Source organism: Paenibacillus sp. MER 180 (genome assembly GCF_023713665.1).
Classification (GTDB): Bacteria; Bacillota; Bacilli; order Paenibacillales; family Paenibacillaceae; genus Paenibacillus_B; species Paenibacillus_B suaedae.
Genome location: NZ_JAMAVT010000022.1, coordinates 65,265 through 79,410 on the forward strand (window position 1 = coordinate 65,265; position 14,146 = coordinate 79,410).

8 protein-coding genes are annotated in these 14,146 nt (G+C 57.5%); all 8 read right to left on the bottom strand.

The genetic code is table 11. From position 1 onward, the window contains the following. Positions 1–40: 40 nt before the first annotated feature. Complete coding sequence (locus M3661_RS25690) at positions 41–2,992, bottom strand: GAP1-N2 domain-containing protein (protein ID WP_251489766.1); 2,952 nt, start codon at positions 2,990–2,992, stop codon at positions 41–43. Beyond that, positions 2,989–4,251 carry a hypothetical protein gene (locus tag M3661_RS25695; protein WP_251489768.1) on the bottom strand — a complete coding sequence of 421 codons (1,263 nt, stop codon included), beginning with the start codon at positions 4,249–4,251 and terminating at the stop codon, positions 2,989–2,991. The genes M3661_RS25690 and M3661_RS25695 overlap by 4 nt, the downstream gene beginning before the upstream one ends. Before the next feature lie 13 nt (positions 4,252–4,264). Then, positions 4,265–4,903, bottom strand: a complete 639-nt coding sequence (locus tag M3661_RS25700; protein ID WP_065294001.1) for a beta-mannanase — start codon at positions 4,901–4,903, stop codon at positions 4,265–4,267. A gap of 20 nt (positions 4,904–4,923) precedes the next feature. Continuing rightward, a complete protein-coding gene (locus M3661_RS25705; protein WP_251489770.1) occupies positions 4,924–6,204 on the bottom strand; it encodes a vWA domain-containing protein in 1,281 nt (426 codons plus the stop codon). Positions 6,205–6,274: 70 nt separating this feature from the next. Further along, positions 6,275–6,421: a hypothetical protein gene (locus M3661_RS25710; protein WP_251489772.1), complete on the bottom strand. Its 147-nt coding sequence runs from the start codon at positions 6,419–6,421 to the stop codon at positions 6,275–6,277. 35 nt (positions 6,422–6,456) lie between these two features. Next, positions 6,457–8,889: a transcription initiation factor TFIID gene (locus M3661_RS25715; protein ID WP_251489774.1), complete on the bottom strand. Its 2,433-nt coding sequence runs from the start codon at positions 8,887–8,889 to the stop codon at positions 6,457–6,459. Position 8,890: 1 nt separating this feature from the next. Then, positions 8,891–12,280, bottom strand: a complete 3,390-nt coding sequence (locus M3661_RS25720) for a tubulin-like doman-containing protein (protein WP_251489775.1) — start codon at positions 12,278–12,280, stop codon at positions 8,891–8,893. A 55-nt stretch (positions 12,281–12,335) separates the two neighbouring features. Continuing rightward, positions 12,336–14,117: a vWA domain-containing protein gene (locus M3661_RS25725; protein WP_251489777.1), complete on the bottom strand. Its 1,782-nt coding sequence runs from the start codon at positions 14,115–14,117 to the stop codon at positions 12,336–12,338. Positions 14,118–14,146: the final 29 nt, after the last annotated feature.

A 14,146-nucleotide genomic window follows, 5' to 3' on the forward strand; every position in this document is an offset into this window, starting at 1 on the left:
GGTACAGGATGACAAAAAAATAGAGGCTGACTGTCAGCCTCTATTTCTCAATATACTCAACTATTTTCTGATTCACAAGTACTTCGCTTATTTCCCCTACATCTACCATTTCACCCAAAGAAACAATCGCTTGATAGGATCGCTGCTGGGTCGGCTCGGCCGAAGTCCCGCCAGCGCTGCCATCTGCTCCTCCGGCTGGTGGCGCCGCTTCTCCCGGCGGTGTGTCTACCGGCGGCGTGGCTCCCACCGTCTCGTTCGGCTGCGCACTGTCCTCTTCCCCTGTCGAGCCTGGCTTGCTATCAGAAGAATCGGCTGGTTGTCCGCTCCCGCCGCCATTCTGAGCCTGCTGCCCGCCGCTTGTGGAAGAAGAAGCGGCCCCCGAAGAACAGAGATGCTGCACAGGACGATCCTTATACGTCTGCTCGGGGCCACCCTCCAGCTTCAATGTAATCGTGCCCGCCTGAAAAGCAGAGCATTCCGCCTCCGTTCCGAACTCGAATACAAGCTCTGTCGTCGGCTTCCATTCGCCGTCCACGGAATCTTCGACTTGCCTCGCGTAGACTTGCGGTTCGATCTTATTGGTCCGCTCTTGCGGAGACGGCGCAGGATTGGACGCAGTGATATCCGCCACTGCGGGCTTGCCGCTGTCGAAGACACCGGAAGCCGCCAATCCGCCGCCGATGACCAGGATCGCGGTCGCGAACCACACCATCGCTTTCCGGTTGCGCCGCAGCCATCTGACGATGGGCGGCGATAACTCACTGCGGGCCTTGACGTATGCAGCCTGAAGCGGCGCACCCGCCTGCTCGAAATAGAGCTTACGGTTCGTCCGGTTTTTGAACGCGTCTTGGTCGTATTTTTTGAAATAAGCGACCACCGCCGCGGCATATCCCGGCTCGAGCTTCCTTTCTCGCGAGAACAAGCGCTGCTTCTCGGACCAGTTCATGAACAGATAGACGGTCTCCCGGTTCGGCGCATGCAGGTGCAAATAATGGAGCAGCGCTCCGTATTCGATCAAGCCTGTGTCGGCATCCCGGTAGAACGCCAGCACTAGCCGCCGGAAGCGGGACGGCTCCAGATCCTTCTGCAGCCAGCGTCGTCCAAGTTGCTGCAACCGATCCAGCTCGGCAGGCGATAACCCGCCGAAGATCGATTCATCCGGCTCGGCGTCGCGGAACCAGCGGTATGCAGCCAGCATGACATTCGCCGTGGATTGCACCTGAGGCGAATAACGGGCGACCCATTCCCTCACCTCGCCCGGGTGCGCTAGGAAACCGATCTGGAGGAACGCTTCCTGGCGCGTCTGCTCCAGATTCAGCTCCGTCAGCAGGAACACATTCGCCGCATAAGACAACTGCTCCATCAAGAGCAGCATATCTTCGCCGGCAATCCGCCCCTTCTCCGCGAGAAGGCGGTCTACCGTATCCAGCACCGCGTTCACGGCGGACACCGGCTCCGCATCATGCCGCAGCTTCTCGGCAAGCTGCCCGGCAGCCAGCTCGGTGAACTCAGCCTTGCGCAGCAGTACCGGATGCTGGCTGGACCAATGGTGAGCCAGCTTCACAAGCTCCTCGGCCCGGACGATCTCCTGGAATTTCTGCCGCATATACGGGAAGAAAAGCTCCACCGTCTTGCCGCCCCGCAGCAACGTGTCGAAGAAAGGCTTGCTGACGCTGTCGCTGCCCTCGATGAGCGCATAATAGGCTTCCGTTCGCTCACGGCTCTTCGCCTGATTGGCTTCATATAAGCTCCGGATCAAGTACCCGAGCAGATCGCTGCCCAGCGCCGCCCCGGCAAGCGCTTCGAATTCCATGAAGCATTTCACGATAGCCGGATCGGGCATCTCGCCCTGCTTGACGAGCTCATACTCGCGCTGGAAGCCTCCGCGGAACAGCTCCGCCAGCCGCCGCTTCGACTGAACAGCCCCTTCCGGCGCCAAGTAATCGAGCATCGAACGCAGCGCGCCAACCCGATTCTGCATATACACAGAATCACTGCCTTCCTCGATCTGGTACAAGACAGCCAGCTCGTGGCAGCTCGCGATCGCGGTATGCCGCTGCGAGTCCATACCCTCCAGCATCTGCTCGTGGAAGACATAGAAGGCTTCCGCCCGCCCGGGCTGATCCAGATTGCTCCAGGCGAAGCTCAAGTAGGGCTGCTTCCCCAGATCGATATCGACATTCGTCACCCGCTTGGACGCGAGATCGAAGGTATAATCCTTGTCGATGCTGCGATCATTCGGGCGCAAGCTCCCTTGCTCGACGAACGTCAGATGAATGCCCTTCCGGCTCTGCGGCTCCTTCGAGAACGTCAGGAAGCCGAACGCACGGCGGTACGCATACGGCAGACTGCCGTACAGCACGCCGACCAGCTGCAAGGCAGTCTCTGACAATTCCTCCACCGCGACGTCGAGCGCCACGAACACTTTGCGTCTTGTGACAACGGACGAGATGACGGCGAACAACAGCTTCTTGAACATCTTCTCGTCGATGCCGAGGCTGGCGAGCAGGGAGGCCGGCGAAGCCGGACGGCGCGCTTCCGCCGCGGCAGGAATCCTCTCCAACTCAGGCAGCTCTGTGCCCTGCTCGATGTCATAGCTGCCGCCGAAGTCCGCGTTCAGCAGCGAGGGGTAGTCCTTCACCGCTTCAGCCGCCTGATCGGCGGGCATAATATAGTTATGGGTGAAGAAGGCGCTGCGCAAGCCCGTGAAATCCGCCGCCTGATAGATGCTGCGGCCTAGGACGAGCTGCCCCATCTCAGCGTGGAACAGGTGCAGTGCTTGCGGATAGCGCGCTTCGTCCTTCTCACCGCGCGCGGCCAGCTCCGCCGGTGCGTCATAGACACAGAACGGGTGCAGTACTTTTTTGATGAATCCGGTATCAAGCCCGCCGGAGACCGCGATCGTGTCGAAGCCTTCGTTGGAACGGAAAATACCGCGCCGCTCCCGCGTGTACATTTGCTGCTGGATGCGAGAGGATCTGTTCGATGTCAATGCTGCTCTCTCCCCTCGATATAATTCAATTGATGCAACAGCCAGATGAACGGCTCATCTACCCGGATTGGACTGACAACCCCCTGCAGCTTCTGATTGACCGGGTTGCTGCCCAATGCCGACACGGCGAAGTAGGCCGTATTGGAGAAATAGACATCCATCGTTCCTTTGAATGGACGGTCCACCTTCTCGATGAAGCGCCGGATCTCGCCGTCGATATTATGGAATTCCGTCAGATCAAGATATTTGCGATGAACCATATTGTGAAAAATATTGCTATTCGACTTAATATAGTCTCCATCCTCATCCTTCAACGCATGCAGCATGTCGCTCTTCGTCAGTACGACCGCCGTCGGGATGTCGGTCTTATTCTTGTCCTGGTAAGCGATGAAGTCGCCGAACAGCGTCAGCACGACATCGCGCGGCTCGTCATATTGCGGTACCCAATCGTCGGAGGCTCCGCCGTATTGCATACGGATTTTTTCACGAATCGACCGAATTTGCAGCGGATCAATCATGAACAGAATGCCGGTCGAATTTTTAATATGCTGGCCATGCAGGCCAAGATAATCCTGATCGACCATCCCTTCCCCCGCGACATCAAAAAACACCAGTGTGAGCGGCGGCTTCGTCTCATCCTTGAAGACGAATTGAAAGATGAACGGCTCCTGCATCTTCTCCTTCTGCGTCGACGCGAGCAGATCGCCGCGTTCGAACAGAGGCTCCTCGTACAACGTGCGGAACTTGCGACTTATCTCCGCATTGAGCGGCATGCAGGCGGCATCGAAATGATCGGCCGTCACATGCTGGAGCGTATGAATCAGCGAGGTCATGTAGACCGATTTGCCGACCTGGGAAGCTCCGATAATGGAAATGATATTGCTCGGCACCTTCCCTGCCGTTACGGGCAGCTCATTATGGCAGTGCGGACACAGCCTTCTGCGCGTGACGACGCCATAGCGGTCATTCAGCCCGATAAGCACATGGTCGGAATACAGATGATGCTCCTCGGGAACATCGCGCGGCTCGATGACCGCCTCCATATCATAGACCGTGTCCAAACCGAAGCGATCCCGGTATTTGTTCAGCTTCTCATCCTCCTGCAGCGCATAATTCTCGTCATCCTCGCGGTGATGCGCCGCGCGGAACACAACCTCCGCCGGCGAGAACTTGCTGAAGCAGTACGGGCATACGATATCATAGAACAGCGGCCGTGACGCCGGCTGCGGCTTGCGCTTCAGAAAATCAAAAATCCCCAATGTCTTCTCCTCCTCATTCCGGTATCAGCTCGTACAGCTGGCCGTATTGGCGGCCGTCGGTGAAGAAGAGCCGAATAAAATCGTCCTTCCCGATCTCAATCTCCGGCAGCATGTTCCGGCCCGGGGCGAACGGCTCGACGAACGGGTAGACCGTGCCGTCGTCTTTACTGGCGGGATAGCCGCCGTGCTTCTTCACATAGCACAGCACATCCGCAGGGAGCGGCACCTCTGCCGCCACCTGGATTTGCGCCGTCTTGAATGTTTTGAACCAGCCGCCTTTATAGCGGATCGAATAACAGATTCTCGCCCGGCCGGTGCTCAGTGCGATCCGGTTCCCGCCATCCTGCTGGATGACGAGCTGCTGCTGTCCGTCCTCCTGCAGCAGACAAGCGTAGATGGTATAGACGAGCCGCCCGATCCCATCAATCCGGTCATGGTACCCGTTGTTGGCTTTGTACTCGTCTCTCGTATACAGCTTCAGCTCCGCAGCCGGCGGACGCTCGGCCGCCGGGCGATCCGCCGCCGCCTTGTGCACGTAGACGGCCTGAATCGTATCGGGCCACAGCCATCGCAGCGTACATCGATCTTCGTCAATACTATGTGCCAGTCTGCGGATGATCGGCGTCTCCGGACCCGCTTCCGAATAATACATCTATCATAGCCCCCTCCACACTAGAATCCACGGCTGTTCTGATCGGTCTGCCGTCCGGACAGGCTGCTGCCTTCATTCCCCGCCGCTCCTCTTCGCCGGCGGCTTTCCTGCTGCCGCTGGCTCTCCTGCACAGGCACGGCCAGCGTGAACAGCGCAATGACGCCCGCCAGCACTAGATCGGCGCCGAGGCGCACGGCTCCGTCCGCAAGCGGTCGTCCGGACAAGCCGGCCTCCAGCAATAGACCAGCAAGCAGCCCCGCCACAGCCCCGCCGATAGCGAAGCTCTTGGCAAGATAGCGGTTGTCGAACACGAGGCCGAGCGACAAGCCAAGCGTAGTGCCAATCAGCGCGAGGGCAATGACATGCAGCGCCTTATAATAGCCGCTGTCCCGAAGCGGCCCGGAACGCTCCGTCACCAACGTCCGATCGCCGATGCTGCTGTAGATCTGCTCGAAAACGAACGACAGATCGTCCGCTTTGGACACATCGTAATACTGGCCGCCGGTCTCGTCCGCGATCTGGCGTAGTAGGCCCGAGCCTTCCGCGTCCACCAGACTGAGGCCGATCGTGTGAACGGCAATATGCTTCGCCTTATAATCAGCGAGCACTTCGTTCGTATTCACTTCGCTGAAGCCGTCCGACAGCAGGACGGCCATCGTGCCGCCCGAATCAGCCGGATTGTCCTTAATATGCTTCATCGCTTCGGATAGAGACAGGCCGATATCCGTACGGCCCTGCGTCGGCTGGAGCCCATCCATCTTAGCGAACAGCTCATCCTTGACAGCCTGATCCTTCACTTGCACGAAAGGCTGAAGCAGGGTCACGCTGTCGTTAAATACAAACACAGCTACCCGCTTGTCCCGATCCATATCTTCGATCATTCGCTTGGCCGCTTTATAGCGATCCTGGTTCGGATCCGTCTGCTCCATGCTGCCCGAATTGTCGATCACAAGCACGATATTTTCGATCGACTTCACGCCGCCCGCTTCAATCTGGTAGGCTGCTTCGAGCGTCAGCCCCGCGATGAACAGCAGGACGAGCGTCGCGGGCACGAGCACCAGCCACGATGTGCCCGCATACCGCTGCCGCCACGATTGGCCATTCAGCCGGGGCGAGATCATCTCGGCCGTCAGACAGGCCAGGCCGATGAATAGGGCGATGATCCCGAAGTAGAGCCCGCTCACCACGACATCCGGCCAGTGGCCAACCATACGACACAGCAGCCACTCCCCGGCGGCCCAGCCGACCATGCCTCCAATCAGGCTGAACAGCACCATGAGCCAATTCACTTTTCGCTGCATAAATATAGCATCCTTTCACATAACCTCACATAAAATACGTGTTCATAAAGGCCGGTATTTACATATACGTTCAGGTAATCGTCATGACCCGCTCCATGCCAGGTCCGCTGCCCCGGACGCAGCTTCTGCCCCCCGGATCGATGCGCTGGCGTTCCGTTTCCCCGCCATCCCCCCCGAGAACGGCAGCAGTCTGTACGGAACGCCTGCTGTCCCGCACGGAAGCCCGGCGGAAGCTCGCCTGGCATACCCGGATTAACGGATAGGCGGCAGCAGTCCAGGATCGATACCATGGAATCGGTACCCGTTCTGCACGTAGCTCTCGTAATACATTTTGCCGTTCCGGTAATACATCAGGTCCTCGACGCGGAAGCCGCCCATCATGTTCAGCTTCTCTACCCCGCTGCTTCGCTTCTCGTGCACGCAGCCGAGCTTGTAGATGCGGGACGTCTCCTCCTCGTTCAACGCATACCGCATAAATTCGCTCGTCGCGTCGCCGAAAAAATATTTCTCCTCGTAGCGGTGCTTATGCGTATAATCGAGCAAGCGGATATGAATGCCAGCATTTTCCTCCAGCGTCCGATACAGCTTCTTGAACAGTTCGTCCCGCGACAGCACCTCCTGGTTGCTATAGTCGATCGTCACGTTCGCCCGCCGCAGCAGTTCTTCCTCGAACGTCTGCCGGAACGGAGCCGCGGTCAACATATGATCCCGGCATACCTCGCACAGTCGCGCGGCCAAGGCTTCTATCCCCTGCTCCAGCAGGCGAGTGACGCTGCCCATATACCGCTCTTCGCCGAAGGCCCCCGGCCCCCGCTTCGCCTCGATGTCCCGCATGACATCCGCCGTCACACGTTCATAATACTCCATAATATTTTGGCCGATATAATCATCAGCCCGGCGGATGCTGGCGAGCGCCGCTTCCCGGAGCGTCCGTTCCAGCGACTCCATCTGCTGCACGTACTGCTTGCAGATCGCGTGCAGCCGTTCCAGTTCCGCTTCATATTTCCGATACAGCCGCAGCTCCGTCTCCAGCCGCAGCACCTCCAGCTTCTGGAAGTACACGGTGTCGAAGAAGGCGCGGATGAAGCTGCGTACATTGTGCTTATCCATCAGCGGCAGCCGTTGGAACGATTGCGCCTCCACCGTCTCGCTATACTTCTGCTCCAGCTCCGCCCGCGCCGCTTCCAGCGCTCTTGCCGCCTCGCGGATGCGGCCGTGCAGAAGCGGCCAGACGCTGCCCGCTTCCTCGGCCTCGTTCGTCCAGGCGTACACATGATAGAAGCAGGTATCCGTCTGGGCGGCCAACCGCTGCCGGACCGCATCATGCAGCTCGTCGTCCGGAAGCTGCCGGATCGCGCTCTCGGCGGCCCGTTCATAGTTCTCCCGGAAAAAAGCGGTGCAGCCGCTGCCGAACAGCGCTTCCTCTGCTTCGCGCAGCGTCATGCGCTTCAGCTGGCTGAAGCTGATGCCATGCGTCATCAAGCCGTTCATGTCGCCGAGCCGCTCCGCGGCCGGGACCGTCTGATCGACCTGGGCCTCTATCGCTTCCGTGTTCAGTCCGAACCAGGCAAGCTTCTCCGCGGCCGTTCGCTCGGGCCCGCCCTTCATCCGCTCGGTCAGCTCCCGGCAGAAATGGTACAGCACAGCGAGCGCTATCGAATGATTCGGGCGCTTCACCTTTGAGAAGCCCGCCGAGACGAACCCGATCCGGCCGGATTCGGTCATCAGATTGTTACGCAGGGAGGTGTTGTTGTAGCTATCCATTCCATGCGCCCCAGCCGAGTCGATCCGCTTCCGGTTTTTCAACAGGTTCATATGGCAAATGATCTCGTAATTGTCTTCTTCGTCGAAGGATGACATGCCACGTTCATTTTTGTCCGTCAGCACATAGACGAGATCGAATAACGGCGAAGCGGGATGCGTCACCTCGATCGCAATCCTGTCTTCCGTCACATGCAGCGGGGCCGAGAACGAGTAGTCTGGACTCTGCATATAATCGAGCTCACGCAGGAACGCGACTCCAGCCGAGCTGGCATAGCCGAAGGATTCGGCTTGCTCCCGCTCGCTGATGAGCGCGTACAAATCCGTCTGCACCGACTTGAACGATTGCTGAAAAATCGCTTCCGCCAGCAGCGTAATTTCCGGCACCAGCACAGTGAGCGGATCATCGGCCCGCGTAATGACCGCCAGATGAATCCGGTCGAACGAAGCATAGAGGCGGCCGTACTCCGCGATATCGCTGCTCACCTTCCGCAAGATGCGGTTGAGCTCAAGCAGGCCGCCCTCCTCCGCGTAGAACTTACGGTGCACATCGCGGCGTATCGTCCTGCGGCTGTCGTTATCCCCGCTTCCGCCGAGCGGAAGCACGAGCCGGGCAACTCTGCCGCCGGGTTCTGCGCCATGCCGTGCAGAAGCGGCGCTGCGGGCGGCGGAATCTTCCCCGCCGGAGACTTCTACCCCTAGACCACGGGACGCAATGTGCACGTACATGACGCCGGCACTGTTATCCCATTTCCGGTCGCTAATCTGGATCATCGGCTCAATCGCGTCCCCCGCCTTGTCGCCGATGAAGAGGAACACCGTCGGATAATGAATGCTGCTCTGGTTATCGTCCCGGCCGGTGAGTCGATCCTCGTCGCGCGCATATTCGGTTGCGAACCTTTCCACTTTGGTCTGCGTCATCATCTTATTTCAACTTTCTCCGAATGGCGTTCAGCTTGGTCGTCAACTGCTTGTAGAACTGGTACGTATCCTCGCCGTTCGCCAGCTCGATTTTCTCGTATTCCAGCCGCTCGCGCGCCTCTAGGAACGCCGTGTACAGCTCATCCAGCTTCGCCAGCAGCGGATCGACATCCTCCGTTGCCGTCATCTCGGCGGCGCGGCGGGCCGATTTGCGCAGCAGCGTGCCGCGATGCTTCTCATCCAGGCCGCGGAAATGCTCGTATACCTCGTACTCGACATAATCCCGGCTCTTCATCAGATTGACGAACGGCTCCCACGCTTCCTCTTCCTCGTCGCGGTCATATACATAGAGCGCGCCTTTTTTGCAGATCGTTCCGGTGTACATCGCTTCGATGAATTGATCCTGCTGCTTCTCCTCGTCCTGATGCTGGCCGAGCAATTGCTCGAACTCCGCCACCTTCGCCTTGATCGCTTCGTACTTGGCCAGCTCCTCACGCAGACGCGCGATCAGCTCCGGCGAACGGATCAGATTCTCCTTCGCCAGCTCCTCAGTGATGCTGCCGAAAATATCTTTGGTCTCAACCGGCTCCAAGCCCTCTTCGAGCAGCCGCTTCAGATCCAGGTATGCGCGCTTCACTTCCCCGAGATTCGGCTTCGCGGCCTGCAGCTGCATATCGTAGCTTGTGAGCATGTCCGTGAGGTTGAACGGCTTCGTGAAGACGATGGCATAGCGGTTGCTCGTATTGTCGTCCATCCCCTTTTCGATGACGGTCTTGAACCGCGCGCCCCGCTCGAACTCGGTGCGGACGCGGGCGTTGTATTTCTGCACCCGTTCGTTCCGGTACGTATCTCCCCAAGATTGCTCCGGGATTGGGGAAGGAAGATACGTCCAGTTCGCCTTGTCGGTCTGCACAAGATGGCGGCCGATCCCTTCTTTGTCGAGAATCGTGCGCTCATAACTCTCCTCGTATACTTTGAGCGGCGTATAGACGAAGAGCGGCACCCCGTTATGCGTATTCAGCCAGAATATGCGGTTCTTCACCTCGCTCTCCTTGACGGTGAAGTTCGACTTGCCGACCGCATTGTTCTGGTAGTTGCGGATCCCTTTGAGAATGCTCGGCGCCTTGACGGGCACTGATACGAAGCCCCAGCGCGGAAAATGCAGATTGCCCGAGCTGTTGCTCAAATGGAACACCGGAACCGCCTCGTCATCCAGCTTGCTCGCGATCTGGCGCTCGACGAACTTATCGATCGACTCGTCGTTGCCGAACTTCATGACAAGGAACTCTTCCATGGATTGCGTAATCAGATCGCCGAACTTGTCCGACAGGAAATCTGAAATCGATCTGACGATATCAAGCTCCTGCTCCTTGACCCATTGGTTCGAGTGATTCAGCAGTTCCAGCGAGAAGTCGCGGATCAGGTCGTCGACTTCCTTCTGATCCATAATGTTGCTGATCACTTTCGAGATGTCCGGTACGCTGACGATGTTCCAGTAATAGGTCCGGTTCCCCTTATGGTCGGCTTGCTCCTCGCCGTTGATCAGAATGTCGCCGTTCTTCTCGAAGATCGAGTTGAGAGCGTTCAATATTTCAGTAAATACGCTATAAATGCGGTTGTTCTCATGGTTCAGCAACTGATACAGATCTTCGTAGAATTCGATCATCTGCTCCGTGCGCTCCACATCGGCATGCAGCCAATATTCCTGAATTTTGGCTTCGATGTACATATTTTTCTTCTTGTCCTTGGAAATAAAGGCGCTCTTCGCATCGCCGAGACGCTCGCTCGCCTGCTCTTGTGCCGCCTCGATGTCGCGCGGAATATGATGCAGATTTTCGCGCAGCGTCTCGATGTAGGAGAGCAGCATTTTCAACAAGCAGAAGCCCTTCTCCGTGTAGATAAGACGAGACACATAGAACGGCCCCTGCTCCGGATGGAGGAACATCCGCCGGATCTGATCGGTGAAGCTGCCGACGATCTCGCCGGGAAGCTGCTTCTTCGCCTTGATGTATTCCTCGCGCGCCCGTGCTAGGAATGTCTGCTCCAGCTCCGTATCCATATTGACGACTTGCATTTTGATGACATTGTTATAGCTCAGGCGCTCGCTGTTCTCGAAGCCTGGCAGCGGCTCCGGCACGCGCGATTCGAACGTCTGCACCATCGTGTCGAGATCGACGCCTAGCTTGCGGGCGAACTTCTCGACCTCCTCCTGGCTCGGCGCCTTCTGGAACATCTTCTCCATCTTCTGGAACAGGCGGTACCCGAGATAGGTTGTCATCTCTTCGATCGGCAGGACGGCCGACGAAGCCCCGATGATGTTATATTCGTAATTCGCCGGATACGCCCGGTTCATCTGGGCGATATTCGTGCGGATGTTGCTGATGTAATCGTGAATCGCGAATTCCTCGCCGGACTGCTTCTCCTCGCTCGCCATGAAGTTCGTGATGTTCTCCGCCGTCACGTTCATACAGTAGTCATACGCGTTCTCCAGCAGCTTCCCTTCCGTGTTCGTCGCCGAGATCAGATGGCACAGGTTGAACGGTGACAGTGGAGAATTGACCGTCAAAATGTTGCCGTACTTCTGCCGGAAGCGCTCGCCGCGGCCATCGACGTTCATCCAGTAATCAAGCTCCTTGAGCGCAGCGTAGCCGTTCTTCTTGATATATTCGCGCGTATGCTCGCTTAGGCTCTTGTTCGACAGGTTCACGTCCGGAGTGAATAGATAGCCGAGCGTATTGACGCGATCGATGCCTGCCGAGCCATAATCCCGCTCGATAATGCCGCGCACGATATAGGCGATGTCCAAGAAGCAGCCGCTGCCGGTCCCGCCGGACAAGCCGGACAGCAGAAACACCATCAGCTTCTTGTTCGTGCCGACGGACAGCGTCTTAATCTTCTTGTCAATCGCCTGCACGACCTGATTGATCTTGGTGAACAGCAGCAGGCGGCCCGCCTGGCGCACGCCGGCGGCGCCGTTCATTCCGTCGGTGATGCTCAGCTCAGGGGAGAGCCACTCGGTAATATATGGCTCCAGAATGCTGCGGTTCTGCAGCAGCCCGCCTATCTCGGCGTTCGACAGCAGCACGAATTCATTGAGCGGATCGAGTCCGATGCCGCGGTATGTTTTGTTGCGATCCTGTTCATTCGTCTCGAATGCCAGGAACTCCACATTGTCCGGCTTCCCACGCTTCTTCTTCGAGATCGGATCCTCTGGCAGCTTGAATCTGCGATTGATCTGATACTTCAACCGCAGCAGGGCGTCGATGCCGGTCCCTCCCAAGCCGATAATCAGGATCGGATTGTCGATCGTGTCGACGCGGATCTTGTCGCTGACGATGCCTCCGCCCAGCGATACGTCCAATTGCTGAATATGTTCTCTGACGATTGGTTTCATAAATGGATGTTCCTCCCTATCATTTCAAATTCAAAAACGGGCTTGCGGAACGGTTCTACACGATATATTCAATCCAGACCGTTTTATCAACCTGTTGCAGCGGCACTGTAATCCGGTCGCCGCTCTTCATCTCCAGCCCTCTGCTCGCATCGACGGCGCGGCCCGATTTCTCAACTGTCCCGGCCGATCCGTTCTTGAGCAGGATGCGGTCGCTCTTGCCCGGCATAAACACCATCTTCTCGGTCTCCTTGAACTCGGGCGCCAACTGCAGCAGTTGGTGAATCGTGAATTTGCCTTTGAAGGCGGTCAACTTCTTATATTGCGGATAGGTCTTCTCTCCCGTATTCTCATCGCGGATCTCGATGACCATCTGGCCGACGAAGCCGCGGTTCGCCTTCTTCCATGCCGCGAGGAGGAACCCGCCGGCCAGAGCGAGGACGATGAGGCCGATAGCCGCATAGACGATCCACGTCGGGAACGGCTTAGCCGCATTTCCTTCGCCTGCCCCTGCTTGAGCGGACGATCCGGCGCCCGCCGGCTTGGCGCTCACCTTGACCGGCTCCGTCTCCCGGTAGAAGCTCTTCTCCTCCGCCCTTACTATGATCTCGTAATCATGCTTGTCCTTCACCTCGAATTCCCCTTCGAAGCGGTTGCCCGCCTGAGCGAGGGGTAGATCGACCGTATCGCCGGTATCGAGATCCTTGACATTCAGCACGGCGCTCATGTTCTGGTACAGCGCATCATTTTGCAGCTTCTGGCCATTGCTGGTCAAGTAGGCGCCGATTTTGATTTTATCGCCTTTTTTATACGTTTTGGCCGAAATCGGGTCCATCGTCAGATCCAGATCATAGTTGAAGACGAGATTAATATCGATCTTGTCCTTATCCGCCCCCTTGACCTGCAGCTTCCAGTCGCCCTGGACCGGTTGGATCAGCTTCAGGAGCGAATAGCTATTCGAACGGGATAGCTGGACGTCATCGGAAGGAATCGCGACCTCCTTGCCGGACGGGTCGTACAGCTTCAATTCAACCGGCTTCGAGGACAGGATGGAAATATTGGCCTCCATGACGTTCGCATTCGGCACGTTCACCGTCACGTCCTGATAGCTCCCGTTCCCGGTGATCGGCTGGATCGGAACGATTTTCAGCTTCTGATGGCTGGCAAAAATCTCGCTCAATATTTGCGGAAGGTCGTCCGCCGACGATGTGACGAACGATTTGCCGTTCGTCTGCTTCGACAATTCGGCCAGCGCTTCCTTGTTCAACTGCCCGTCGGCGTTCAGTCCGATCGTATAGATCGGGATGCCCTTTTGCTTCGCTTCTTTTACCGCCGCGCTCAGCTCCCGATCCGACTTCGCCTGCGTGCGGCCGCTGTTCTTGTTCAAATAGTTGTTGCCGTCAGCCAGCAGCACGATCATCGGCTCATGGGCCGGGTCGGCTCCCTGCTCGAGCACCTTGACGCCTTCCTTCAACCCGACCGCGATATCGGTATAGGCCCCGCGGTTCAATTGATCGATGAACTGCTTCAGATCCTCCTTGTCCTCCTGGGACTGAATTTCCAGCAGCGCTTTCTCACGTTCGATTTTATCGGTATAAGCGACGATGCCGACTTTGTCGCCTGCGGAAGACAGCATATCGATGAACATCTTCATCGCTTCGTTGCCGATCTTGTCTGTATCGCTCGTATCCATCGAATTACTCACATCGATAACAAGCATGGCATCGATCTTCGAGGCCGCCTCGGCCGCCTGCGCTGCAGGCACCTTCCCGAGCACGGGCAGCAAGCCGAATGCCAGAGTGAATAACATCATGTAAGCAGCTAATTTTCTCCGAAGCATAATTGTACTCCTTTATCATAAAGTGATAG

Bases quoted from the DNA above. Each gene is read 5' to 3' on its own strand.
- M3661_RS25725 (WP_251489777.1), bottom strand. From the start codon at position 14,117: ATGCTTCGGAGAAAATTAGCTGCTTACATGATGTTATTCACTCTGGCA.
- M3661_RS25715 (WP_251489774.1), bottom strand. From the start codon at position 8,889: ATGATGACGCAGACCAAAGTGGAAAGGTTCGCAACCGAATATGCGCGC.
- M3661_RS25720 (WP_251489775.1), bottom strand. From the start codon at position 12,280: ATGAAACCAATCGTCAGAGAACATATTCAGCAATTGGACGTATCGCTG.
- M3661_RS25705 (WP_251489770.1), bottom strand. From the start codon at position 6,204: ATGCAGCGAAAAGTGAATTGGCTCATGGTGCTGTTCAGCCTGATTGGA.
- M3661_RS25700 (WP_065294001.1), bottom strand. From the start codon at position 4,903: ATGTATTATTCGGAAGCGGGTCCGGAGACGCCGATCATCCGCAGACTG.